General features: G+C 56.5%; 25 protein-coding genes and 1 pseudogene. 8 read left to right on the forward strand and 18 right to left on the reverse strand.

Annotated elements, in window-relative coordinates; genetic code table 11:
• A pseudogene (locus NMK_RS18615) lies at positions 1-342 on the forward strand (calcium-binding protein); the annotation flags it as partial.
• On the opposite strand, the gene NMK_RS17875 reads toward NMK_RS18615, so the two are convergent.
• Entirely contained in the window at positions 343-1,533 is a 1,191-nt protein-coding gene (locus tag NMK_RS17875) for a DUF3095 domain-containing protein (protein WP_181376342.1), read from the reverse strand.
• 10 nt (positions 1,534-1,543) lie between these two features.
• Positions 1,544-1,753: a dodecin gene (locus NMK_RS17880; protein WP_109017136.1), complete on the reverse strand. Its 210-nt coding sequence runs from the start codon at positions 1,751-1,753 to the stop codon at positions 1,544-1,546.
• A 123-nt stretch (positions 1,754-1,876) separates the two neighbouring features.
• Here NMK_RS17880 and NMK_RS17885 point away from each other — a divergent pair, with 123 nt between their 5' ends.
• Positions 1,877-3,088 (forward strand): glycosyltransferase family 4 protein, encoded by a 1,212-nt coding sequence (locus NMK_RS17885; RefSeq protein WP_109017137.1) that lies wholly within the window; start codon positions 1,877-1,879, stop codon positions 3,086-3,088.
• 16 nt (positions 3,089-3,104) lie between these two features.
• Here the strand turns inward: NMK_RS17885 and NMK_RS17890 are convergent, their stop codons facing one another.
• The 5 genes from NMK_RS17890 to NMK_RS17910 all read right to left on the reverse strand — a co-directional run bounded on the left by NMK_RS17890 (position 3,105) and on the right by NMK_RS17910 (position 6,923).
• Complete coding sequence (locus tag NMK_RS17890) at positions 3,105-3,626, reverse strand: cytochrome b/b6 domain-containing protein (RefSeq protein ID WP_146187240.1); 522 nt, start codon at positions 3,624-3,626, stop codon at positions 3,105-3,107.
• A 41-nt stretch (positions 3,627-3,667) separates the two neighbouring features.
• Positions 3,668-4,375 (reverse strand): hypothetical protein, encoded by a 708-nt coding sequence (locus NMK_RS17895; protein WP_109017139.1) that lies wholly within the window; start codon positions 4,373-4,375, stop codon positions 3,668-3,670.
• A 75-nt stretch (positions 4,376-4,450) separates the two neighbouring features.
• The gene (locus NMK_RS17900; protein WP_109017140.1) at positions 4,451-5,209 is read right to left on the reverse strand and encodes a glycosyltransferase family 2 protein; all 759 of its coding nucleotides are present in this window, start codon (positions 5,207-5,209) and stop codon (positions 4,451-4,453) included.
• The gene (locus NMK_RS17905; RefSeq protein ID WP_181376343.1) at positions 5,203-5,940 is read right to left on the reverse strand and encodes a lysophospholipid acyltransferase family protein; all 738 of its coding nucleotides are present in this window, start codon (positions 5,938-5,940) and stop codon (positions 5,203-5,205) included. The genes NMK_RS17900 and NMK_RS17905 overlap by 7 nt, the downstream gene beginning before the upstream one ends.
• Positions 5,937-6,923 carry a chorismate transformation FkbO/Hyg5 family protein gene (locus NMK_RS17910; RefSeq protein ID WP_227871567.1) on the reverse strand — a complete coding sequence of 329 codons (987 nt, stop codon included), beginning with the start codon at positions 6,921-6,923 and terminating at the stop codon, positions 5,937-5,939. Before NMK_RS17910 ends, NMK_RS17905 begins: the two co-directional genes overlap by 4 nt.
• A 138-nt stretch (positions 6,924-7,061) precedes the next feature.
• Here NMK_RS17910 and NMK_RS17915 point away from each other — a divergent pair, with 138 nt between their 5' ends.
• The 5 genes from NMK_RS17915 (at position 7,062) to NMK_RS17935 (ending at position 11,944) form a co-directional block, all read left to right on the forward strand.
• Positions 7,062-8,051, forward strand: coding sequence for a sulfate ABC transporter substrate-binding protein (locus tag NMK_RS17915; protein ID WP_109017141.1), 990 nt, complete (start codon positions 7,062-7,064; stop codon positions 8,049-8,051).
• Between the two features lie 92 nt (positions 8,052-8,143).
• A complete protein-coding gene (locus NMK_RS17920; protein WP_109017142.1) occupies positions 8,144-8,986 on the forward strand; it encodes an EAL domain-containing protein in 843 nt (280 codons plus the stop codon).
• A 146-nt stretch (positions 8,987-9,132) separates the two neighbouring features.
• The gene (gene cysT, locus NMK_RS17925) at positions 9,133-9,969 is read left to right on the forward strand and encodes a sulfate ABC transporter permease subunit CysT (RefSeq protein ID WP_109017143.1); all 837 of its coding nucleotides are present in this window, start codon (positions 9,133-9,135) and stop codon (positions 9,967-9,969) included.
• A gap of 10 nt (positions 9,970-9,979) precedes the next feature.
• Positions 9,980-10,864 carry a sulfate ABC transporter permease subunit CysW gene (gene cysW, locus NMK_RS17930; protein ID WP_109017144.1) on the forward strand — a complete coding sequence of 295 codons (885 nt, stop codon included), beginning with the start codon at positions 9,980-9,982 and terminating at the stop codon, positions 10,862-10,864.
• A gap of 12 nt (positions 10,865-10,876) precedes the next feature.
• On the forward strand, positions 10,877-11,944 hold the full coding sequence (locus tag NMK_RS17935) for a sulfate/molybdate ABC transporter ATP-binding protein (RefSeq protein ID WP_109017145.1): 1,068 nt from the start codon (positions 10,877-10,879) through the stop codon (positions 11,942-11,944).
• 114 nt (positions 11,945-12,058) lie between these two features.
• Here the strand turns inward: NMK_RS17935 and NMK_RS17940 are convergent, their stop codons facing one another.
• From NMK_RS17940 to NMK_RS17965, 6 genes are all read right to left on the reverse strand, one after another.
• On the reverse strand, positions 12,059-12,922 hold the full coding sequence (locus NMK_RS17940; RefSeq protein ID WP_109017146.1) for a carbon-nitrogen hydrolase family protein: 864 nt from the start codon (positions 12,920-12,922) through the stop codon (positions 12,059-12,061).
• Positions 12,923-12,967: 45 nt separating this feature from the next.
• Positions 12,968-16,807, reverse strand: coding sequence for a YhdP family protein (locus NMK_RS17945; protein WP_109017147.1), 3,840 nt, complete (start codon positions 16,805-16,807; stop codon positions 12,968-12,970).
• 122 nt (positions 16,808-16,929) lie between these two features.
• Positions 16,930-17,754, reverse strand: coding sequence for an NYN domain-containing protein (locus NMK_RS17950; protein ID WP_109017148.1), 825 nt, complete (start codon positions 17,752-17,754; stop codon positions 16,930-16,932).
• 101 nt (positions 17,755-17,855) lie between these two features.
• Positions 17,856-18,590, reverse strand: coding sequence for a hypothetical protein (locus tag NMK_RS17955; RefSeq protein WP_109017149.1), 735 nt, complete (start codon positions 18,588-18,590; stop codon positions 17,856-17,858).
• 52 nt (positions 18,591-18,642) lie between these two features.
• Positions 18,643-19,053, reverse strand: a complete 411-nt coding sequence (locus NMK_RS17960) for a DUF1801 domain-containing protein (RefSeq protein WP_181376344.1) — start codon at positions 19,051-19,053, stop codon at positions 18,643-18,645.
• Between the two features lie 118 nt (positions 19,054-19,171).
• The gene (locus NMK_RS17965) at positions 19,172-19,504 is read right to left on the reverse strand and encodes a YnfA family protein (protein WP_109017151.1); all 333 of its coding nucleotides are present in this window, start codon (positions 19,502-19,504) and stop codon (positions 19,172-19,174) included.
• Between the two features lie 202 nt (positions 19,505-19,706).
• Here NMK_RS17965 and NMK_RS17970 point away from each other — a divergent pair, with 202 nt between their 5' ends.
• Entirely contained in the window at positions 19,707-20,033 is a 327-nt protein-coding gene (locus NMK_RS17970) for a hypothetical protein (RefSeq protein ID WP_109017152.1), read from the forward strand.
• Between the two features lie 72 nt (positions 20,034-20,105).
• On the opposite strand, the gene NMK_RS17975 is transcribed toward NMK_RS17970, so the two are convergent.
• From NMK_RS17975 to NMK_RS17995, 5 genes are all read right to left on the reverse strand, one after another.
• Positions 20,106-20,399: a hypothetical protein gene (locus tag NMK_RS17975; RefSeq protein WP_109017153.1), complete on the reverse strand. Its 294-nt coding sequence runs from the start codon at positions 20,397-20,399 to the stop codon at positions 20,106-20,108.
• Between the two features lie 326 nt (positions 20,400-20,725).
• Entirely contained in the window at positions 20,726-21,310 is a 585-nt protein-coding gene (locus tag NMK_RS17980; RefSeq protein ID WP_109017154.1) for a GNAT family N-acetyltransferase, read from the reverse strand.
• A gap of 495 nt (positions 21,311-21,805) precedes the next feature.
• The gene (locus NMK_RS17985) at positions 21,806-22,012 is read right to left on the reverse strand and encodes a hypothetical protein (protein ID WP_109017155.1); all 207 of its coding nucleotides are present in this window, start codon (positions 22,010-22,012) and stop codon (positions 21,806-21,808) included.
• 226 nt (positions 22,013-22,238) lie between these two features.
• A complete protein-coding gene (locus NMK_RS17990; RefSeq protein ID WP_146187241.1) occupies positions 22,239-22,556 on the reverse strand; it encodes a hypothetical protein in 318 nt (105 codons plus the stop codon).
• Between the two features lie 240 nt (positions 22,557-22,796).
• Positions 22,797-23,183 (reverse strand): AMP-binding enzyme (locus NMK_RS17995; protein ID WP_442417752.1); only part of this gene is annotated, 387 nt, incomplete at its 5' end.

The following is a 23,183-nucleotide window of genomic DNA, read 5'->3' on the forward strand; positions in this document are numbered from 1 at the left end:
GGCGGAGCTGGGGCCGATGTATTCCGTTTCGATACCCCGTTGGATAGTGCTGGCAATGTCGATGTTGTTACCGATTTTGCCTTGGGTATCGATCACTTTGAGTTGAGTGCCAGCCTCTTCATTGATATTTCAGGCGTCAACACCGACCATACCTTGATGAGCAGCGAGTTCCTGTCTGGGGCCGGTACTTTCACGGGGTTGACCTCACAGCACATTTTGTTCGATAGCACGAGCGGTGCGCTTTATTACGATGCTGATGCAGTCGGTAGTAGTGCTGCTGTTCAATTCGCAACATTGACCGGTGTCCATTCGCTCACTGCTGGCGCTTTCACGCTCGTTTGATCAGGGCTCTGCTGTTGTGACCGTTTTAAGTCGGTGCAACTTGGCTTTGAGATCGGTGGCGGCGAGGGCATAGCCGCCGTCGCTGCCATCGACGAAGTGCATGTGGCTACCTGTGTAGGACCGAACTAGGCAAGTAACGAGAGCTTCGCGCGATTTGTGCATGCCGTAGACCAGTCGCCCGGCGACATATTCCTCATCCAGTCTGGCTTGCAACCGCCTTGCCTGTTCTTCCGAACCGTCCATTACCATGCGCAGCATGCCGTCGAATTTGCGGAAGTCTGAGTTATCTACCAATTCGTTCCGATATCGGCTCCATTGCACGGATTGCGTATCGATGTTGCGCGAAAACAGGTAGTGACCGGCGCAATTAAGGAGCCAGAGGCGCACGAAATATCCGCATCGTGCGAGCCAACCCAGGCTGTTGCTTCGCACCCGCCATTCATGGCTGAGTTGCGTTGGATTGAATGAGAGCTGCAGCCGCTCAGCGCGCAATGGATGGTACTTGGCGACATCGCCGTAGATGGATTGAATCAGTGCAACCACGCGCTGGTAGGTGGCCAGGTTGGTGGCTGTATCTTGAGAGGTCGCGGCGACGAGCAGCGACAGCTTGTGATCGTTAAAGCTGGGTACGTTCTGCCAGCGACACTCAAAGCCTTCGAAATTGGCCTCAGCCGGGCCTTCCGATTCATTCACCCGCAACACGCTGCGGTTGGCGCTATCCTTGACCCGACGCTCGGCCTCTTCCCATCCGCGTCCGGATAGCACCGGTAAGGTGACATGCGGCGATAAGCGCAGCTTGCCTAGACGCATCCAGAAGTCTTCTGCCTGTAGTTCTCCAGCTCGCATCAATCCGGCACGCAACACTAGCCCGAACTGCTCTCGGGCCAATTTTTGTGCGCCGCGCAAGGCGATAATCACGCGATCGCGTAAAGCTTCCGGGATGGCAAAAGTGGCTCCATCCCCACCGAAAACAAAGGGTAGGTCGATATCGCGATCGACGTTTGCTACGGCTGCGATGCAAGCAACGCCGACCGTATTCACCTTTTTGTATTGCCCTGCCTGGATGGCTGCTGTAGAGCCTTCCACGTCGGCAATTACTACCCACCAATCGGCGGGTAGCTCGGCGTGCAAGGCACTATCAGTAGCTGCGGCGAAGCTGTCCAGTGCCTGAATGTTGCGGTAGAAGTGCACTGAGTCGCGATCAATCCTCGATCCTGAAACCCACTTTCAGGGTGACCTGGAAATGCGCGACCTTGCCATCCACGATATGGCCGCGGGTTCCAACGACTTCGAACCAGTCCAGGTGACGCACGCTTTCGCCAGCCTTTGCGATGGCGTTGCGAATGGCATCATCAGTGCCGGCGGTGGAGGAACCGACGAGTTCGATCAGCTTGTAGGTGTGGGCAGACATGGCGTACTCCTCGTGGTTGTTAAACGTATGAGGAGATGATGCGCGGCTCTGCGGCGTTTGTCGAGGCGTTTGGAACCCGGCCGACAGCGGATTATGATGACGAAAACAAGATCTGACAGAACAATGAAAACGCTCTTCATCCACCAGAACTTCCCCGGGCAGTTTCGCCATCTCGCGGCCCATTTAGCGCGCGACCTGGATTCGCAAGTGGTGAGCCTCTGCCAGCCTCAGGCGCCGGGCCATCCCTTGATCAAGCAGCGGGTTAGCTACGAGCCGAGCCGCAAGCCATCGCCTCATACCCATCACTATCTGCACTCGCTGGAAAGCGGCGTGCTTAACGGCCAAGCAGTGGCCAAGGTCCTGCTGGAGTTGAAGAAACAGGGATTCGTTCCGGATATCGTGATTGCGCATCCGGGCTGGGGCGAGGCCTTGTATGTGAAGGATATTTTCCCCGCGACGCCCTTGCTCAGCCTGTTCGAGTTCTACTACCACGCCGAAGGAGCGGATACGGGGTTCGATCCGGAATTTCCACTCAGCCTGGACGATCGCTTGCGAATCCGCACACGCAACGCCCTGCATCTGCTTAACCTGGAAGCCTGCGATGCCGGCGTCAGCCCGACGCAGTGGCAAAAGGCCGTGCATCCCGCGGAGTTTCGCGAGAAGATTTCCGTGGTGCACGAGGGCATCGATACGGACGGCATGGTGCCCAACCCCCAGCAGACCTTTGCCTTGCCCAGCGGGCGGGTGCTATCGAGGGCGGATGAGGTCGTCATCTACGTGTCGCGCAATCTCGAGCCGTATCGCGGATTTCACAAGTTCATGCACGCCGTGCAAGAGATTTGCAGGCGCCGCCCAAATGCCCAGATCGTCATCGTCGGTGGCGACGGCGTGAGCTACGGCAGGGCCTTGCCCGAGGGGCAGACGTATCGGGAAAAACTGCTGCAAGAAGTCGAGATCGACCCCAAGCGCGTGCATTTCCTCGGCAAGATTCCCTACGCCGATTATCGAAGCCTGCTCCAGGTGTCGTCGGCACACGTTTATCTCACCGTGCCTTTCGTGCTGTCATGGTCCATGCTGGAGGCCATGTCGGCGGGATGCCTAGTGGTCGGATCGAAAACGGCCCCCGTGGAGGAGGTGATTAGCCACGGCGAGAACGGGCTGTTGGTGGATTTTTTCTCGCCGGTAGAGGTGGCCGATGCGGTGGATGCGGTATTTGCTCACCCCGACCGCCTGCAGACCCTGCGGGACAACGCCCGGCAAACCGTAGTCGAGCGCTATGCCGTTAAAAGAGGATTGGCGCAATACCTGGCGCTGATCGACCGCCTCGTCAAATAAGCCGTAATCGGCGTGATCAATGGGCTTTTTTCTTCCCCGTGATCATGGCGGCGATGAGATTTTCCTTGTGCAGCCAGCTTTCCACCACCACGCCGGAGATATGCATGGCGACCAGTGCTGCCCAGGCCCATGCGGGGTATTCGTGGAAATATTCCAGGGTGTCGGACGAGAAGGGCAGGTAGGCGTCGTTGTAGACGATGATTCCAGTGACCACGGTGACGAGGCCTATGCCCAGCATACTGTAGATCACCAGGCTACCTGCCGGGTTATGACCGATGTAGCGCTTGGGATGGCTGAAGAAGGTTTTGACGAAGTTGATGGCGGCCGGGATATCGAAGGGAAACGCCGAAAAGCGTTCGTAGCCTGTACCGATAAAGCCCCAGACGATGCGGGCGATGAGGATGAGGCCTGCGGTATAACCGGCAAAGACGTGAATCTGTCGATACCACTCCGAATCACGCAACGAAAACGCGGTGAAAAAGGCCGCGACCAGCAGCCAGTGGCTTAGCCTGACGAACAGGCTCCAAACCTTGATCATGGATTTATCTTTCAGGTTCAAAACGGCGATTTGCTTATGTCTCAGCGGAAATTGCGGGAAGTGCGTTCCTCGACAACGAAGGGTAAGGTGGCTTGAACGCCGTACTGTTGTTCCGTGGCTTTTTTGATGGCCTCAGCCCCTTGGCTGGCGGCATTGAACAAATACAAGGCGGATTCGTCCTCTAGCGATATTGAATATGCCATATAGCGGTAAGCGCGGTCATAACAGGCTTGCGACACGGCGCGTGCCGCAGCTTGAGTTGTGCGCTTTCGGTTTTCGGGCTTGTCCGCAGCTTCCTTGCGGCATTGAGCCACTTCCTTGCGCATCTCGGTGTCCAGCGCGTTCAATTTCTTGCGGGCGGCTTCGAGCAGTTCATCCATATCGAGCGTGTCTTCGTCCTCCTCGCCGAAACGAGATTCCAACACGCCGCCGAAGTGCAGGATGGCGCGGGACAAGCACTCTTCTATCGCTTCTGCATTTGCAGATTGTTTGCCGCAAGCCTCGCTATCACGCTGCCAGGCTTCGCGTTCCTGCCGTAGTTCCCGATAGTTTTGCGAGGTGGCAAGGTTGCCGAGCGCACTCCAATAGGAGCGCTCCAACTGGCGCGACGACGAGAGCAAAGGCTCGGTGCAAAGGACTTTCAGCGGCTGGGTTTGTGGAAGCGAACGGCAAATGCTGTCGATATCGTGATCGGCGGCCTGAGCGATGGTGGAAACGACACTGAGTAGGCTGGCGGCAACATAACGCATTTGGGGCAGCTTTCAATGGGATTGCCCGCATGATACCGCCCGGGCTTGGGGTTGAACAGCGAGAAAACGTACTTGTTACGACTTGAGTTTGTGCCAGAGCAGGACGGGCAGGCGCCACAAAAATCCGAGGACGAGCCTGAAATGCATCCAGGTGAGCAGCGTGTTGTCGCGCAGGTAATTGAAATGCGAAACGCCGCCTTCGGCGCGACTGAAATAACGTACCGGGGCGGGCAGGTTGATGGGCCTCACGCCTTCCCAGCACAGTCGCACCAAGGCTTCCGGGTCGAAATCGAAGCGCCGCATCCAGGTATGGCGCTGCATGATCTTGCGTAACGGCGCAACCGGATAGACGCGAAAACCGAACAGCGAATCTCCAATGCCTGCGCCCAGCGTTTCGATATTCGCCCACCCATTGGAAATTTCCCGGCCCTTGACGCGTATGCTGGGCGCATCCGCGTCGAAGATAGGTTTGCCCAGAATCATCGCATCCGGGGCGGCGATGGAGGCCTGCATGAAATCGGGGATCAATGCCGCCGGATGTTGGCCATCCGAATCCATGGTCAACACGTGCGTGTAGCCTTGCGCAAAGGCCAGGTCCAAGCCCTGCAGTACCGCCGCGCCCTTCCCCTGGTTTTGCGGCAAGTGGATGACGGTGAGGCCGTCGTCATCTGCTGCCATCGCTTTCAGTCCAGCGACCGATTCGTCGGTGCTGCCGTCGATGACAACCCAAACCGGATTCCATTGTGCCCGTGCTGCTTGCACCGTCTCGTACACCTTGGGGCCGGGATTGTAGCTGGGGATGAGCACCACGTGGGTGACGGAGGCGTTCAGCATGGTTGTTGTAGTTCTTGTGAAAAATAAGTTTCCAACTCGGCCGTGAGGCGGCGTAGGTTGTCCTGCGGCTCAAAACGTTTGCCCAGGCGGACCTTGTAGCGGATCGGCAAATCGGGCTTGCGCAGCAACGGCCAGCCCTTGCCTAGATAAGGCGACTCGGTCTCGATAAAGATGGCTTGAATGGGAACCTGTGCCTGGCGGGCGATCAGCCCTACGCTTCCTACGAACGGATTGACCGGGCGTCGCGTAGTGCGCGTGCCTTCGGGAAACAACAGCAACTGGCTGCCATGAGCGAAATCGTCGCAGGCCTGATGCACCATCTGCTGGATGGATTCATTGGGCAGATAACCCGCGAGCCGCGCACCGGACGCGAACAACACATTGCCCATCAGCTTGCCTTTCATCACGCAAGCGACGTTAGGCAGGCGGGAAATTATCATCACGGCATCGAGCAGGCAGGGATGATTGGGCGCCAGGATGAGCGGTCCTGCATCGCGGAGCTGATCCAATTCGCTGAGGTCGAAACGGCAGCGGCCGGTGAGAGTGAGGCTGGCAAGGTAGAAGCGAAAGCCGAGCATGACGGCCCGGCGGCCGATACGCGTGCGGAGATTGCTCGGGAGCAGCGGATAAAGCAGTGTCGATATCAATGCCCACACCAGGCACAGCAGTGCCAGCCACAGCAATCCGAAGATCATCACCAGATAATCGTAGACGAACAGCAAGGGTTTCATGATGCGTTCAAGGCAGCGTTACGGTCGGCAGTAGCTTCGATTTCGAGCAGCAGGTCGGCACGACAGATGTCCGCCCGGACGAAACTGGCCTGAATATCCGCCCCCCAAATACGCTCGATTTCTTGGGTAATCGCCGACCTATCCTCGGCGTTCCGGATATACACTCGGCATGCCAGGTGCTTGGGTTCGATGCCGGGTAAATGCTGGTTGGCCGCGGTTATCACAGCTTGCAGATTGGCTAACGTTTCGCGGGTTTGTGCACGAACATCCCCAGCATGAACGGTCTTGTGCCCGACAATGCTAGCCGTGCCTGATATCAGCAGCAGCCCCGCTTGCGGCAGCAAATAGGCGCGGGAGAACGTCGGGCTGCGCGGACCGTAATCCTGTGGGTAGTCGTAGGCGCTGATTTGACGCGGATTCTCGATCGGCAAGCCTGGCGTGCGGCCAGCCAGAAAAGCGATGGAGAGCGGCCCCTGGTCGATTCCCAATGCGCAGGCGGCTGGCAAGTCGTCCTTGATTTCGCGGCCGGAAGCGAGATACGCCTCCTGCCGTCCCAGGTTGAACTGGCGATAGCGCTCCAGCCCATGAGTAACCGCGTTGATGTCGGCAATGTAATTCCAGAAACGCAGGCTTACCGGATAACCGAGCGATGCCATGAGCGTAAAAATCTGGCGATAAGCCGATTCCGTAGCTTGTTGCAGGGGAGGAATCGATCCGCCCAATGGCTCGTCAATGTGGAGGGTGCCGAACAAATATTCGCCGTCGTGGCGGTAGCTGATGTCGCCTGAATTCCCGGAGATGGTCTTGCCCTTGCCCAGCCACAGTTCCAAGGAGGCATCGTTATAGGCGGTCGTGATCTGCAACAGCGGTGCGCTTACCGAAGATGGCTCTTGCGAAAAAGCCAGGACACCGAGCAGCGATGGGTCGGCCAGTGCAGCATCTTGGGCAGAAGCGGAATGTAAGAAGCGAAGAGTGGAAGCCATTATTGTTATTTTAAACCTGCTGGAGCGCAGGCATTTCTATAGTTGTTTTTATTATAAAAATATAAATTTATATTCTTTCACATTATCTTCTGCGCTCAGTATAGTGCGGAGCATTCCAACTTTCCAGAATTGGTCCCGATGCTCAAGAAGAAAATATTGGCTGCTTTGCTGCTCTGGCCTGCGTTGTCCTTTGCCGACGCAACGCTGCTGAACGTTTCCTACGACGTTTCGCGCGAATTCTACAAGGATTACAACCCGGCTTTCGCGCAGTACTGGAAGCTCAAGACCGGGCAGAACATCAACATCAACCAATCCCATGGGGGCTCCAGTAAGCAGGCACGTTCGGTCTCCGATGGGCTGGAGGCGGATGTGGTGACCATGAACCAGGCCAGCGACATCGATATTCTGAGCGAGCGCGGCAAGCTGATCCCCGCCGATTGGGCCAAGCGCCTGCCCAACAACAGCGCGCCTAATGCTTCCGTGACGGTGTTCCTGGTGCGCAAGGGCAATCCCAAGGTGATCAAGGACTGGGGCGATCTCATCAAGCCCGGCGTCTCCGTCATCATCCCTAACCCCAAGACATCAGGCAACGGCCGCTACGGCTATCTGGCCGCATACGGCTCGGTGCTGAAGAAGGGCGGCGACGACAAGAAGGCGCGCGAATACGTCAGCCAGTTGTTCAAACATGTGCCCGTGCTGGATACCGGCGGCCGTGGAGCCACCACGACCTTTGTGCAGCGCGGCATCGGCGACGTGCTGCTGACGTTCGAGAACGAAGTAGCGCTGATCAAGAAAGAACTCGGGGGCGATCAGTTCGAAGTGATTTATCCCTCGTCCAGCGTGCTTGCCGAAAACCCGGTGGTACTGGTGGACAAGTTCGCCGACAAGCACAAGACGCGGGCCGTAGCTCAGGCTTACCTGGAGTATCTCTATTCTGAGGAAGGCCAGGAAATTGCTGCTCGTCATCACCTGCGCCCGCAACTGGATCGCGTTGCCCAACGCCATGCGGCAGATTTTCCGCAGTTGACCTTGTTTACCGTGGACGAGCTATTCGGCGGATGGAAGCAGGTGCAGAAAGTGCATTTCAACGACGGCAGTGTGTTCGACCAGATATATGCCAAAAATTAAGCAGACAGAAAGCTTGATCATGAAGATGTGTTGCCAGGACAGCATTTAAAGGACTCGCAGTCAACGCATTTTCAGGATGAAGGAAAGCAAACATGGTTCAGCAAAGTTTCGAAAAATTAAAGGAAGCCCTCAAGGAGGCGCTGTATCTCGACCTGGATGAACTGGGTTTGAGCGCCCAGGGTGACGAGGTGGTCAGCAAATACATCGGCCTGCAATTGCGTAGCGCGTTCCAGCCGATTTACCAGGCCGGACAACAAGATAAACTCTATGGCTTTGAGGCCCTGCTGCGCCCGTCTATCGGTGAGCAGGATGCGGTAAGCCCGGTGTTCGCCTTCAGTTTTGCCGACAATCAGGGAAGGCTGGTCAAGTTCGACCGGGTGGCGCGGACGCTGCACACGCTTAACTACCTGCATCTGCCGGAGGATAAGGGCCTGCTGTTCCTCAACGTACATCCCAAGCTATTGGTCAGCGTCAATGCCCACGGCAAGGTGTTCGAGCGCATCCTGCACGCCAATTCCGTACCGACCCAGCAAGTGGTGATCGAGATTCTGGAAAGCGCGGTGGAGGTGGATCGCCAGCTTACCGAGGCTATCGATAACTACCGCGATCGGGGCTATCAGATCGCACTGGATGATTTCGGCAGCAAGCACTCCAACCTCGACCGTTTGTGGCGTCTATCGCCTCACTACGTCAAATTGGATCTGAGTTTGATCCGGGAGGCGGAAACCAATACGCGTGTACAACGTGCATTGCCGAAGCTGGTTGAAATGTTCACGGAGCTGGGGGCCAAAGCCGTGATCGAAGGCATCGAGAACGAAACCCAGTATCGCATTGCCCTGGATTCTGGCGCGCCGCTTCTGCAAGGCTATTACCTCGGCAAGCCTGAGTTCGCGACCCATTGGCGCGAGGCTAGTTTGGAGCTGGTTCCTACCTAAGATCTTGATTTTTTGCATCACCTCCTCACTCGGGCGCTGCGGCGCCCAATTTTTTAGTTATAAGCTTATTAAAAACGATTCTTTTTCAATCTAAACAATGCGCCTTAACATGGCGGCGATTAAAACTGAGAATTGCAGCAGGGGTTATGACAGCCAGACCATCCAAATCGAACACGGTGTTGCCGGGATTTAAGCCGGCCTTGGGATACACCATTTTTTACTTGAGCTTGATCGTGCTGATCCCGCTGTCGGCGGTGTTTCTCAAGACCACGCTGCTGACCTGGGATGCGTTCTGGGCGACGGTGACGGCGCCACGCGTGTTGGCCTCTTATCGCCTGAGCTTCGGCGCAGCACTGCTGGCCGCCGTTATCAACGGGGTATTCGGCCTGCTCGTAGCCTGGGTGCTGGTGCGCTATCGATTTCCCGGCAAGCGGCTCATCGATGCTTTTGTCGACTTGCCGTTCGCCTTGCCGACCGCGGTAGCGGGTATCGCCCTCACGGCGGTTTACTCGACCAACGGCTGGATCGGCAGCTGGCTGGAGCCGCATGGCATCAAGGTCGCCTTTACGCCGCTGGGCGTAGTCGTGGCGCTGACATTCATCGGTTTGCCGTTTGTCGTACGCACCGTGCAGCCGGTGCTGGAAGACCTCGAGGCCGAAGCAGAGGAGGCCGCAGCCAGCCTGGGCGCTAATCGCTACCAGACGTTTACCAAGGTGATTCTGCCTTCGCTATGGCCCGCGCTGCTGACCGGTTTTGCGCTGGCGTTTGCCCGTGCCGTGGGTGAATACGGGTCGGTGATTTTCATCGCTGGCAACATGCCCATGGTGTCCGAGATTACGCCGCTCCTCATCATCACTAAGCTGGAGCAGTACGACTATAGCGGAGCGACGGCCATTGCCGTGGTCATGCTAGTGATCTCGTTCGTGCTCCTGCTCGCTATCAACGGTTTGCAGTGGTGGAGCAGCCACCGCCATACGAAATAAGGAATTCTGAATGTCTGCTGTTATCTCGCATCCGTTGCCTACTTACGGCGCCAAGATTGCCCAAAGCCGGGCCATTGCCGAGTCTGCCTGGCTGCGCTGGCTGCTGATCGGCACTGCGCTGGCCTTCCTGGGCTTGTTCCTGTTCGTGCCGCTGGCGGCGGTATTTACCGAGGCCTTGCGCAAAGGCTGGGATGCCTATCTCGCAGCCTTTACCGAAGCCGATGCCTTGTCGGCTATCAAGCTCACATTGACGGCCTCGCTTATCGCCGTGCCGCTCAACCTCGTATTCGGCGTGGCTGCGGCCTGGGCAATCGCCAAGTTCGATTTCAAAGGCAAGAGCGTGCTGATCACGCTGATCGACCTGCCGTTTGCCGTTTCGCCGGTCATCGCCGGGTTGATCTACGTGCTGGTGTTCGGCCTGCAAGGCTGGTTTGGCAGCTGGCTGAGCGATCACGATTTCAAGGTGATCTTTGCCATTCCCGGCATCGTGCTTGCGACGATTTTTGTGACCTTTCCCTTCGTTGCACGCGAGTTGATCCCGCTGATGGAAGCGCAGGGCAAGGAAGAGGAGGAAGCGGCCATCGTGCTTGGTGCATCCGGCTGGCAGACGTTCTGGCGCGTGACGCTGCCCAACGTCAAATGGGGTCTGCTCTACGGCGTGATCCTCTCTAACGCCCGCGCCATGGGCGAGTTCGGCGCGGTATCTGTCGTCTCGGGCCATATTCGCGGCATGACCAACACGCTGCCGCTGCATGTCGAGATTTTGTATAACGAATACAACTACGCCGCTGCGTTTGCCTGCGCGTCGCTGCTGGCCTTGCTAGCGCTTGTGACGCTGGCGCTGAAAACTTTGGTGGAATGGCAGGCAACACGTGCCGCCGTCACAGCCGAATAACAGGAGCCCAACATGAGTATTGAAATTCGCAACGTACGAAAAAATTTCGGCAGTTTCAGCGCGCTGAACGACATCAGCCTGGACGTGCCCTCCGGTGAGCTAGTCGCCTTGCTGGGCCCCTCCGGCTGCGGCAAGACGACGCTGCTGCGCATCATCGCGGGGCTGGAATCGCCCGATCAGGGGCAGGTGCTGTTCAACGGCGAGGATACGACGGAGCGACACGTGCGCGAGCGCCAAGTCGGCTTCGTGTTCCAGCACTATGCGCTGTTCCGCCACATGACGGTATTCGAGAACGTCGCCTTCGGCCTGCGCGTACGGCCGAAGCAAACCCGTCCCACAGAAGCCGAGATTCATCGCCGTGTGCACGAGCTTCTCAACCTCGTCCAGCTTGATTGGCTGGCCGACCGTTACCCGCCGCAGCTTTCCGGCGGCCAGCGCCAGCGTATTGCCCTGGCCCGGGCCTTGGCGGTCGAGCCGAAAGTGCTGCTGCTGGATGAGCCTTTTGGCGCGCTGGATGCCCAGGTGCGGAAGGACCTGCGCCGCTGGCTGCGCCGGCTGCACGACGAGTTGCACATCACCAGCGTCTTTGTCACCCACGACCAGGAAGAAGCGCTCGAAGTCGCCGACCGCATCGTAGTGATGAACAAGGGCGTGGTCGAGCAGATCGGCACGCCGGGCGAGGTATACGACAACCCGGCCACACCGTTCGTCTATCACTTCCTTGGCAACGTCAATCTGTTCCACAGCCGCGTGCATGCTGGTTTCGCCCGCATCGGCGAACTGGAACTGGAGGCACCGGAACATGCTGCCGCCGCCGATGCTGCTGCGCTTGCCTACGTCCGCCCGCACGACATCGACATCCAGCGCGAGCCGGACGGTGCATCGGCTTTCAAGGCGGAAGTGAGCTTCATCCATCCCATCGGGCCGATTGTCAGGCTGGAGCTCCGCCGCGAAGACAACAGCGAGATCGTCGAAGCCGAGGTCACGCGAGAGCGCTTCCGCGAACTGGATCTGAAAGACGGGGAGTCGGTCTACATCAAGCCGCGGGCGATGAAGCTGTTTTTGGCGGAAGCTGCCTAGGAGAGAAGAAGCAACTTTCTTGTAGCGCAGCTCGCCTGCGCTACGGTTCAATAATACGGCTCAATAAAAAAGCCGCCTTGCGGCGGCTTGTCTGGAGGCGAATCAGCCTTCTAATCAGCACTTCTTAAGTGTGCGGTGCTGTAATGCCGGCAGGCTCTTGCGCAGGCTTTCCTGGTAGGCCGGATTCATACCGGAGATCACCACGCCCGAACCGCGTGGCAAACGGTCGAGCACCACGCCCCAAGGGTCGACGATCATGCTGTTGCCGTGGGTTTCGCGGCCGGAGAGGTGGTAGCCGCCTTGGGCCGGCGCCAGCACATAGCACTGGTTTTCGATGGCGCGGGCTCGCACCAGGGTTTCCCAATGTGCCTTGCCGGTGGTATCGGTAAAGGCGGCGGGGATCACGATGAGATCGACGTCGCCCATGGCGCGATAGAGCTCGGGGAAGCGCAGGTCGTAGCAGATCGAGAGGCCGATGCGGCCTACCGGCGTATCCAGCACGACCACCTTGTCGCCCGGCTCGATGGTGTCGTTCTCGTGGTAGTGCTCGTTGCCGAGGTCGAGATTGAACAAGTGAATCTTGTCGTAGCGACCGGCCAGCTTGCCCGATGGATCGTAAACCAGGCACGAGGTGCGAACCTTGTCCGCATCGTCGCATTCCATGGGCACGGAGCCGCCGATCAGCCAAACTTGATGCTTCTTCGCCATCTTGGCGAGAAAACGCTGGATCTGCCCGGTGCCTTCTTTCTCGCGCACTTTCACCTTGTCCGTATCCTTGAGCCCCATGATGGCGAAGTTCTCGGGCAGTGCGATCAGCTTGGCGCCTTGCGTGGCAGCGATTTCGATCAGGCGTTCGGCTTCGCTCAGGTTGGCCGAGACGTGCGGGCCAGAAGCCATCTGGATACCGGCAATCTTGACGATGCCCATGTTGGGTTGGAGCTTGGCTTTAGCAGTTTTTTGGCGCGATTTGATAGGCATGTTAATTCCGGTCTGTATTACTTGTTCTCGTTGGTAACGTCGTCCTCAATTCCCCGGTACGGGCGCTACTGATTTATTTTCGGCGCCGGACTTGAGTTCTTGAGGGTCATCCCAGGTGCCGCCGATATCGTATTGATAAGACGCCAGCTTGTTGAGCGGGTCCCTGAGAATCTTTTGCGCGACCAAGGCTGCGGCGCCGACGGCCGGACCACCGGCAAAGGCGGCGATGGAAAGGCTGTCGCTGATGGATGGGCTGACCTTCACATGGAGACTGAGCGTTTCCTTGTCGAGGTCGGTCTGGCCGCTGAGCGCAACCTTGGCTGCCGGGCCTTCCATGTGAAAATCGTTGCTCTTCATGATGCCCTGGTTGATCTGTACCGTGCCGCCGATGCTGTCGAAGGTAAAGCCTTCGTTGAACACGTCGCGGAAATCGAATAGCAAGCGGCGAGGCAATGCTTGCAAGCTCAGCACGCCCAATAGGCGGCCGACCCCGGGCTGGATCTTGAGGAACTGCCCGTGCTTGGCTTCCAGCTGCAGGTTGCCTCCCAATCCAGGGAAGGTGAATTCGTGCGGGCTGCCTGGCCAACGCAGCTTGCCGCTCAAGCTGGCAGTGCCGCCGCTGACCGTCTCCGGGTAGCCGTAGCGTTCCAGGGTTTTGCCTAGGTCGGTCACATCCCAGTTGAGATTGATACTGGTGTTGGGACGGCGTTTCCAGTTGTGCCAGACGCCGTCCACGCTCAAGGTGCTCTCCGGATTGCTGATCTTGAGTTTTTCGATGTTCCAGTCGCCGCCTTGCTGGTTAGCCATGAGTTCGAGACGACCGAGTTTTTTGTCCTTGGTCTCGAAGCTGTCGGCCACGATATCCAGTGCCGGGTAGTCCTGGGTCTGGTTGGTATCGTCGGCAGCGCCCATCTTGGCGGGTGCCGGTCCGGGGAAAATGAGCGATTTCAAACGAGCGATCACCTTGCCCTTGCCGGTGCGTATCCAACGGCCTTCGCCGGTGATTTCCTTGCTTTGCATTTGCGCGGTCCAGCCGTCCGGCATGGCTTTGGCAGAGAGCGTCAGCTTATTCACTCGGCGGTCGAGATAATCCAGCGTCCCGGCCTCGATGTTGACAGTGTTAACCGGGAAATCGGAATTGTCAGCGGCGCCGCCGTTATTGCTGCCCGGCGGTTCGAGGATGTCGCTCCACAAATCCCAATCCAGGTGCGCCACCTTGCCATTGACCACGACACCGCTTTGGGCCGGGATGTCTGCGGTGCCACCGAAGTTGATCTCGCCGCGCTCGACGGCTTTGCCGTCCTTATCCTTGGTTTCGTTGCGCAGCAGCTTGACGGTCATGGTGTTGCCGTAGACGAGACTCAGCACGTCTTGCGTTTCGTTCTTCTGCTGGATGTCCAGGCGGAAAGGGACCGGATCTACCGCCGCCTTACTCAAAGGTGGAGGTAGGCTGACGGAAAGGCCGGTGAGCTGCGAGCGGATGGCGATGTTGGTGAGCTTGTCGCGCACGTTGACATCTGCCGTCCAATCGGCACCCCCATGGACTTTTTGCAGCAGGAACAAATCGGCGGCCTGGCGGATGCCGTCTTCGGAGATATGGCCGTTGCCCGTGATGCGTACGCTGCCGTCCGTGCTGGTTTGCAGGCTGAACTGACCGGGGCCGCCGTAGATATTGGCGGCCATGTTCTGGATTTGCAGCGACTCTTCGGTAAAGATCAGCTTGCCGTTGAGGTGGTCCAGCGGTGGCAAATCGGGATCGCCGCTGAGGGTGCCGTTGGCGACGCTGTAGCTGCCCTTGACCTTGGTCTTTTCCGGATCGTCGATGGGAACGTTGATATCCAGCAGTAGCTTGCCGTTGCCGGTCGCCACAAGCTTGTCGGTGAAGTGGTCGATGGCCTCGGCGATGGGGCTGCTGTTGACGTATTTGAGGCCGTCGGCAGCCGTGGCCTGCATCTCGCCCTGGATGGTGACAAACGGCTGGTCGGCGTCGAGATCGGGGATGGCCACCTTGGCGCGGGTGATCGGGCTGTTGTAGACGCGGCCATGGTCCACGGTAAGATCCATGCGCTTACCGTGGAACAGCATGTCGAGTTGCATGCCGTCGAGCTGCGGCCAATCGTCGGCGAACTTGAGCTGGCCGTCGGTGATGCGTGCACTGACCTTGAATTCGCCGTTCTTGCCGTCGGCATAGGGGAAATCGTCGAGGTAGCCCTTGATGACGACGTTGATGTTCTCGGCGTGTGCGTTGAGGATGGCGTGATCGAGCCAATCCAGGGTTTCCGGGCCGAGGATCATCGGGTAATAGAACGAGGCGTACTTGCCATTGGCGTTGCCGAACTTGCCGTTAAGATCGAGATAGCCGCCTTTTTTCCCGTCGTAGCGATAATTGGCGTTGAGGCTGCCGCTCAAGTGTTGGCTGGCAATGGCGAGATCGTTGACACTTACCTCGGTCACACCCTTGGCGGTTTTCCAGGAGATTTCACCGTCGAGCTTTTCTGCCGGTATAGGCCAGCGCAGCACGTTCTTGAGGTTGAGGAAGGCGTTGCGCGAGGCAATGACGATCTTGCCGTTTTTCTCCGTCGCCTCCAGTGTGCCGGAAAAACCGCTGAAGCCGGGAATGTCTTCCGCCGGGCTGATGCCGAGATCGTGGAATCGGCTGCTCAAGGTATAGGTACTGACGCTTTCCTTGTCGCCGGTCCAGCTGAATTTGGTGTTTTGGAGGTAGCCCTTGGGCGCGAGGTTCACGATCTGGTCGTGTAACTCCTTGCCTAGCGGTAGGTTAGCGGCAAAGGCGGCAAAAGATTCCAACCCGAGTTGGTCGACCGAAGCCTCGCCCTCGACGTTTTCTTTGCCTTGTTTTTCGCGGATGGCAACGCGCAACCGCCCCTGCTTCATGTCGAAGCCGTCCGTGGAGACGAGTTTCAGCTTTTCGCCGCTGAATTCCTCGCCGTCGGTGAGACGCTTCCAGCCCAACCGCCCAGCGAGACTGTTGAAGCTTGCCACCGGCGTATTCTTGCCCAAGCGGGTGCGAACATCGGAAAACAACATGTCTGCCGTGACCTTGTCTGCCTGTGCCTTCGAAAACTCCACCCAGAACTGTGTGGCGCCATGGCCTTCCGCCAGTTCCAGCGGGTAATCGACCCAGGCGTGCCAGCCGGCGATGTCGGTGCCTTCGAGCTTGCCGTAAATGGTGCCGTGCCAGTCTTCCAGCTTGTCGAGATTTTTGCCCCAGACGTTGCCGCGCACATCGATCGGCGCCGAAGCCCCGGCCGAAGGCGTTGCACGCAGGCCGAAGCTGTGATGCCCCAGCAAGGCTTCCCAAGGTGGACTTTGGATGGTGAGGTCGAGATTGTTGAGCGCCAGTGGCGGTGCCTTGCGCTGTTCGTCCAGCCACACGACGGTGGCCTTATCGACGGTGATGCTGGATTGGCGGATCAACCAGTTGGGAAAATCCGACTCGCCCGGCTCGTTCATCGACATGCCGGCGACGAAAATCTCGCCATTAGGCGCGCGGCGGATCGTTAGGCTGGGTTGATGAATCGATAGATTGGCGAGACGGGGTTCACCCAAAATCAGGCTGAACCAGGACACGCCGGCTTCGACATGGCCGAGTTGCAGGGCGGAACGGTTCTGGGCATCGTAAAGGTCCACCTTGTACAGATCGAAATGCGGCGTCATGCCGTCCCAGCTGGCCTTGATGTCGCCGATGGTGAGACGTTGCCCCAGTGCCTGGCTGGTGTAGTTGGCGATGACGTTACGGTAATCCTTGGCGTGCGGAAACACGTAGTAGCGCAACGTCAGAACGACGCACGCCACCACGATAACGACAGCCCACAACAAGTAAGTGGTGACGCTGTAAAGCCAGACCAGGGATTTTTTGACCATTTGTGCGCGATTTTACGCTGAAGGACGATGCGCCGCCACGTTCGAGAGGGTCAGGGCTTGTTACAACGCGCTAAAAAGTAATGAAGATGACGTGTTGGGACGAAAATAACGAATTCGACCGCTTATTCTTCGCCGCTCGGCAGTCGCACCGTATATTGCCCCGATTTCTCGTCGCGTACGACGGCAAGCAAGCTGCGCTTCTGCGCATCCTCCACCAGGTCCTTGAACGAGCGGTAGCCGTAATACGATTCCGTGAATCCAGGGCGGCGGCGCTGCATGGTGGTCTTGACCAGCGAGCCCCAGATTTTCTCATCCGATCCGCGTTCTTCGATCAGGGCTTCTACGGTCTCGACGATGAAATCCAACGCATCCTGCCGCTTGTCGTCCTCGGATTTGGCAGCAGGCTGCTTCTTGCTCGCAGATTCCTTGGCCGGCGATTTCTTCGCGCGGCGCTTCTGCTTGGCCTCCTGCGCACGTACCAGATCGTCGTAGAAAATAAACTCGTCGCAATTGGCGGCGAGCAGGTCTGAAGTCGAATCCTTTACGCCGATGCCGATCACGTATTTGTTGTTCTCGCGCAGCTTGGAAACCAGCGGTGAAAAATCCGAATCGCCGCTGATAATGACAAAGGCATCCACGTGCGATTTGGTGTAGCACAGGTCCAGCGCATCCACCACCATGCGAATGTCGGCCGAATTTTTGCCGGACTGCCGAACGTGAGGTATCTCGATGAGTTCGAACGCCGCCTCGTGCATGGTCGCCTTGAACTCCTTGTAGCGCTCCCAATCGCAATAAGCTTTTTTTACGACGATGCTGCCTTTCAGCAACAGGCGCTCCAGCACGCGCTTGATGTCGAACTGCGAATATCTGGCGTCGCGTACTCCGAGCGCGATGTTTTCGAAATCGCAAAACAACGCCATGTTGCTGATTTCTGTTTGGCCGGCCATGAAAACTCCTTCGCTATACAAGAGGGCTAAATAAGCTATCTAAATCATGGAGTTTCTCAGAGGGATAGAATTCATTGTGGCGCCTGAGTTTGGAGCATCTTTTATCCCAATAATCCAGTCGCCCAGCTTGCAAAGGCGAGCCAGCCTTTCGTTCCCATCACCATCAATTGAGCCGGTTCGGCTGCAATCATGAGGACGCCGCCCCATACCGTAGCCGGGTGCAATTTGCCGCGGCTCCGAAAATCCCAAATAGCCAGCGCAATCAGGAATAAATCGATGATGCCGAAAAATACCAGCGGACCCATGGTGGAAACGACCGGCCAACGGGCGATTGCAGCGGTTGCGAGTTGGAACGTCGCCAGCATCATGAGCCGTTTGTGCGTTTGCGGATCGCGCCGGAAGACAAAGGCGAGGGCTACGAAAGAACAAAAAAGCGTGATGGCGAAGAGCGGGATCGCAAGAAATTGCAACGGTGGCACAGGAATGCCGACAAAGCCAGTGGGACGGCGTGCTGCGATTAATGCACCCACGACCCCCAGAATGACGATCGCGGCAGCCAGCGCCATCCCCCATGTGCCCATCTTGCGGTGCAATCGAACATTTCCCTTGGCAACGAATGTCGTCTGGGCCACCAACAATGCGACCCAGCCGGTGAAGAAAAGGCCGTGGACCAGGAAAAACGATTCCTGCGGCGCGGGCCATTCGGGGAAAAACCATTTCAAGTAGAAGCTGCGTGCAAAGCCGAGAAACACGCTCAAAATGAGCGCAATCGCCATGCCGCAGAAGAATCGGCGTTCGGCCGGATAGTCTCTGCTCGTTTCGGTGACCACTGCCATGTTGCCCCCTGAGAAATTGATTTTTGATTAGGAATTCAACGATAGAACCTTGCTATTTTGCGCGTTTTTCTTTTTTCTTCAAGGCATTAAGGGTAACCGCCGCACGAATGAGCGCCTTGAACGCTTCCGCATCGACTTCTTCACCTTCATGAATATCGATCGCTCGCCGGGCGTTCCCCTCCAGGCTGGCGTTGAAGAGTTTGGACGGGTCTTCCAATAACGCGCCCTTGAGAAAGGTCAGCTTCACTACCGACTTGTAGGATTCTCCGGTACAGATGATCCCGTCCTGCGACCATACCGGCGTCCCCATCCACTTCCATTCCTCGACAATCCCTGGGGCTGCCTGCTTGATGAGCATGCGCATCCTGCTCAAGGTCGCCCCGCGCCAATCCCCAAGCTCGGCAATTTTTTGATCGATCAGCTCGGAAGCTGGTGAAGGCTGGGACGAATCCGGTTTTTCCACGATTTCACTCCTTGCGTGAACGCCTGGCATCCATGTGTACGCATTCATTGGTAAGGCCGAGGTCTTGAGACGGCCATTCTATGCGGCTTGTGGCCCGATGCTTCCCACAATGAAAAAGTTAAGTGTTCCTCGGCGCAAACATGATGATGGCCATGCCGAGCAGCGCTACCAGCGACCCCACCACATCCCACACGCTAGGCCGTATCCCATCCACCGCCCACAGCCAAAGAATGGCGACGAAAATATACACCCCGCCATAAGCCGCATAAACGCGTCCAGCGGCAGTGGGATGCAGCGACAAGAGCCATGCGAATAACGCAAGGCTTGCCCCGGCCGGAATAAGCAGCCATGAGCTTTTGCCCTTGGTGAGCCAGAGGTAGGGGAGATAGCAGCCAACGATTTCGGCGATGGCTGTCACCAGGTAAAGCAGGAGGGTTTTGAGTTCAGGCATAAGCGCGTGGCCCAGCTAAGTCGATTAAAAATATTGCAATCCAGCAGGACGATTTTAAGCCTGATCCACACAAGAAATTTACGTAAGTTACCGGTAAGTTTGATGAAAGAGTGGCGTAAGGATATGAGGATATCTTGCTCACACGGTATGCCGCGTTGCAAACGCCTCACCGCAAATTCCCAAACTAGATTGAGGAGAAACCATGAAAATCGTCGCTATCCTGCTTGCCGGCCTGTTTGCCGTATCTGCAAATGCTTTCGCTGATGAAGCTAAGGGCGATTGGGCAAAACACCACCCGCGCCGCGCAGAAGTGAACAAGCGCCTGGAAAATCAGAACCGCCGTATTCATGAAGAAGTGAAAGAAGGCGACATGTCCAAGGCAGAAGCCGCGCAACTGCACAAGGAAGACCGTCAGATTCGCCAGGAAGAACGCACAATGGCCTCGCAAAACAACGGCCATATCACCAAAGCCGAGCAGAAGGCGCTTAACCAGCAAGAAAATGTGGTAAGCAAGGAAATCGGGAAGTAAGTGGGGTTTAGAGGCAAAAAGCCATTGTCAGATCGACAATGGCTTTTTTGTTTAAGAGGAAGCGACTCTAACTTACAGCAGGTCTTGCAACAGCCAATAATAGAAAGGGAGGCCGAATGCAGACATAAGTGAACAACAAGCCAAGCTGCTCTTGAGCCGGCCGCGCGCAGATGACGACCAGCCCTTGTAAAGCAAGGAGAGCAAAATCATCACGCTTATGACTAACATCAAGGCAGATATCCCCATACCTCCTAACCAGATATTTCCCAGCGCACTTTCAGTGGCATCCTCCGTGATAAATTTCACCCAGATTCCCGGGGCCAGTAAAAGGGCTGTCAATGACAGCGGTAGCATTTTCTTTTTCATTCAAACTCCATTCACGTTGTCATTTCATCCATAGCTATTTGCAAGTTGTCCTGCAAAATTGGCCACTTTACCATAAGTAAATTATGGAAATTTATGGGTCAAAAAGGGGATGGAAGGGGCCTGTTGCGCTCTTGCTGAGGCATCTAGGAATGTCGGCTGACACAGAATCAAGCAAATCAATGCAGTCTAACCAATTGATTCAGCAGTGAAAGTTGAAAATCCAGGAAATCGGCTTTTTGTTTTAGTGCCGGGGGTAGCCTGGCGGCGGGATAATTTCGCTGGCGCTCACACAACGCCTACCGAATTCCCCGGCTGGTCTGTGCTGCTCAGCGCGGCAGCAGGGGATGGGGGGCGGCCATTCGACTTATATCCATCGAGTCTGATTCCATCGATGAATCACTCTCGCTCACTCGCATGCTCATGTACTGAGCGCCCTTGCCGTATGTGGCAATGTCTCCTGAATCTGAGTTGGCCAATGCCGCTCGCTGAAAGCCATAGCGCTCCCAAAAGAAGCTGGAGTCATTGACAGAGGTTAGGCAAGCGAACTGAGCCTTTGATTGCTTGATGGCTTGGAAATACGCCTCGATGAGCGCGACTCCAACGCCCGCACCTCGCGCTTCGGGGTGTACTGCGAGATCGTGCAAGTACAGGGCATTTGCATCGGGCGGCACTGAGTAGTTCAGGCTGTGCAATGGCGGTGGACTGCCAGCTTTGTCTGGCACCGCCACAAGATAGCCAGCGGGATTCCCGGCGACTAGCGCGATGAAGCATGTGGTCGGCGAGGCTTCGAGCTTTGCAAGAAACGATTGGCGCGACTCTAGCTTCGTTTCATCGTAGCAGCAAGACTGAATGTCTAGCACTATCGCCATATCTTCTGCTTGCATCGCTCGGACAATGGTTTTCTGTTCCATCTTGTCTCTTAAATCAATAAATCAATGGGGGGCAGGCTCGATTCCCCCATGCATTCATTTTCCATGATTCACCATTGCTTCAATATCAATTGAGTCTGGCCCCGTTGATGTATCTCAACCGTCATTCCGGGGCTGTGAAGCAGAACCCGGAATCTAAGAGGCTGGTGTGAAAAAAGCCAGGAAATCGGCTTTTGTTTTTTGCCGGGGGGAGCTCGGCGGCTAGCTCCTTTATTTTGCTCGCCCAAAATAAAGGAACCAAACAAAATGACGCCCCCTGCCGCGGTCCTGCGGACTTCCTTGCGCTGCACGCCAAGCCGGGTGGAGGGCTAAACTCGCTCCGCTCAGACAACGCCCACCGAATTCCCCGGCACGGCTGTGCTGCTCAGCGCGGCAGCAGGGGATGGGGTGGCGGCCATTCGACTTATATCAATCGAGTCTGAGCTTGTTGATGCATTTATCAAGTCTGACCCTGATGGGGGACTGATGCAGCACGAATTACCCTAGATAAGTACACTCTGCAGAAAGCGGCTGATCGGTATCGAATGCATATTGAGGGCTCAGAGCATCGTGTTTGGGCAAATGATCAGGAAAGGTGTCGAATGTAAGTTTCCCGGATTGCAGGTAATTCACTTCATAACCCGATTTCTTGGGGTCAGGTGAAAATTTGTACTGAAGAATGTAGTTGAGGTTTGAAAGTTTCATGGATGTCTCCTTATCCGAAATGGTTACATCCTCGGGTTTTCGAAGTATGTACGCCATGACCTATTCTCACGTGGATAATCAAACCGGCCAATTCTCTTTACGGATTACTTCAAAATAATTAGAGCTCGCATGCTTTTCTCCCTCGCTATCTGCGGGAAGGGGTTGGGGGGGCGGCCATTCGGCTTATATCAATCGAGTCTGAGCCCATTGATTTTCTATGTCGTAGTTATGCTTTCAGAGCTGAGAAAACTTCAGTGGCACACACGTAAAGGTCCGTTGCTAATTGTTCAGCTTCGGACGAAAACTGTTCGAGCTCTGACAGAGAAATCCGATAATTATCTTTGAGAAGCGACACGATGTTCTCTTTGACCTGGATGTCACCATCGGGATGCTCATAGATGTCCAAGACGAGTGGATTGTGCGCAATTAAATTTCGTGTCTTGGCGAGCTCTTGTGCCCTGAGTAGTAGCGCTGTGAGATTGCGAAAAGGAGCTTCTGTTTGATATTCAATTAATTCGACGATTAGATCGATTCGTTGGGCCAACCTGAACGCGCGTTGAGCGCTGGATGCTATCTCGAGGAATGTCGTGAAGGCACATGACCGAAACGTGCTCAATGTTTCCAAAGGCAACAAAGGCACGCCCTATCGCATCGGCCCATTTCCCCTCCAGGTCTACAAGCTTAGTGACGATGAGAGCCCTAAAGTACGGCTTAAAAATAAAAAGCAAATACATCACCTATGTGGCTGACAAGTATTAAGCCTGCCAGCCACAGAGGACTACTTTTAACTTACCGCCTGCTTCAACTGATCCAACACCGCCGGGTTATCCAGGGTCGAAATATCCGCCGTAATTTCTTCGCCCTTTGCCAGCGAGCGTAGCAATCTCCGCAAAATCTTGCCCGAGCGCGTCTTGGGCAGGTTATCCCCGAAGCGAATCTCATCCGGTTTGGCAATCGGGCCGATTTCCTTGCCGACCCAGTCGCGGAGTTGGGCGACGATCTTCTTGGCCTCTTCGCCTTCGGGGCGTTGGCCCTTGAGGACGACGTAGGCCACAATCGATTCACCCTTGATGTCGTGCGGCTTGCCTACGACGGCGGCTTCCGCCACAAGCGGATTGGCTACAAGGGCGGATTCGATTTCCATGGTGCCCAAGCGGTGGCCGGAGACGTT

The organism is Novimethylophilus kurashikiensis (genome assembly GCF_003112435.1).
Taxonomy (GTDB): domain Bacteria; phylum Pseudomonadota; class Gammaproteobacteria; order Burkholderiales; family Methylophilaceae; genus Novimethylophilus; species Novimethylophilus kurashikiensis.

Bases quoted from the DNA above. Each gene is read 5' to 3' on its own strand.
- NMK_RS17975 (WP_109017153.1), bottom strand. From the start codon at position 20,399: ATGAAAAAGAAAATGCTACCGCTGTCATTGACAGCCCTTTTACTGGCC.
- NMK_RS17920 (WP_109017142.1), top strand. From the start codon at position 8,144: ATGGTTCAGCAAAGTTTCGAAAAATTAAAGGAAGCCCTCAAGGAGGCG.
- NMK_RS17935 (WP_109017145.1), top strand. From the start codon at position 10,877: ATGAGTATTGAAATTCGCAACGTACGAAAAAATTTCGGCAGTTTCAGC.
- NMK_RS17895 (WP_109017139.1), bottom strand. From the start codon at position 4,375: ATGCGTTATGTTGCCGCCAGCCTACTCAGTGTCGTTTCCACCATCGCT.
- NMK_RS17965 (WP_109017151.1), bottom strand. From the start codon at position 19,504: ATGCCTGAACTCAAAACCCTCCTGCTTTACCTGGTGACAGCCATCGCC.
- cysT (WP_109017143.1), top strand. From the start codon at position 9,133: ATGACAGCCAGACCATCCAAATCGAACACGGTGTTGCCGGGATTTAAG.
- NMK_RS17880 (WP_109017136.1), bottom strand. From the start codon at position 1,753: ATGTCTGCCCACACCTACAAGCTGATCGAACTCGTCGGTTCCTCCACC.
- NMK_RS17950 (WP_109017148.1), bottom strand. From the start codon at position 17,754: ATGGCCGGCCAAACAGAAATCAGCAACATGGCGTTGTTTTGCGATTTC.
- NMK_RS17915 (WP_109017141.1), top strand. From the start codon at position 7,062: ATGCTCAAGAAGAAAATATTGGCTGCTTTGCTGCTCTGGCCTGCGTTG.
- NMK_RS17885 (WP_109017137.1), top strand. From the start codon at position 1,877: ATGAAAACGCTCTTCATCCACCAGAACTTCCCCGGGCAGTTTCGCCAT.
- NMK_RS17940 (WP_109017146.1), bottom strand. From the start codon at position 12,922: ATGCCTATCAAATCGCGCCAAAAAACTGCTAAAGCCAAGCTCCAACCC.
- NMK_RS17985 (WP_109017155.1), bottom strand. From the start codon at position 22,012: ATGAAACTTTCAAACCTCAACTACATTCTTCAGTACAAATTTTCACCT.
- NMK_RS17905 (WP_181376343.1), bottom strand. From the start codon at position 5,940: ATGAAACCCTTGCTGTTCGTCTACGATTATCTGGTGATGATCTTCGGA.
- NMK_RS17890 (WP_146187240.1), bottom strand. From the start codon at position 3,626: ATGATCAAGGTTTGGAGCCTGTTCGTCAGGCTAAGCCACTGGCTGCTG.
- NMK_RS17910 (WP_227871567.1), bottom strand. From the start codon at position 6,923: ATGGCTTCCACTCTTCGCTTCTTACATTCCGCTTCTGCCCAAGATGCT.
- NMK_RS17900 (WP_109017140.1), bottom strand. From the start codon at position 5,209: ATGCTGAACGCCTCCGTCACCCACGTGGTGCTCATCCCCAGCTACAAT.
- NMK_RS17945 (WP_109017147.1), bottom strand. From the start codon at position 16,807: ATGGTCAAAAAATCCCTGGTCTGGCTTTACAGCGTCACCACTTACTTG.
- NMK_RS17955 (WP_109017149.1), bottom strand. From the start codon at position 18,590: ATGGCAGTGGTCACCGAAACGAGCAGAGACTATCCGGCCGAACGCCGA.
- cysW (WP_109017144.1), top strand. From the start codon at position 9,980: ATGTCTGCTGTTATCTCGCATCCGTTGCCTACTTACGGCGCCAAGATT.
- NMK_RS17980 (WP_109017154.1), bottom strand. From the start codon at position 21,310: ATGGAACAGAAAACCATTGTCCGAGCGATGCAAGCAGAAGATATGGCG.
- NMK_RS17970 (WP_109017152.1), top strand. From the start codon at position 19,707: ATGAAAATCGTCGCTATCCTGCTTGCCGGCCTGTTTGCCGTATCTGCA.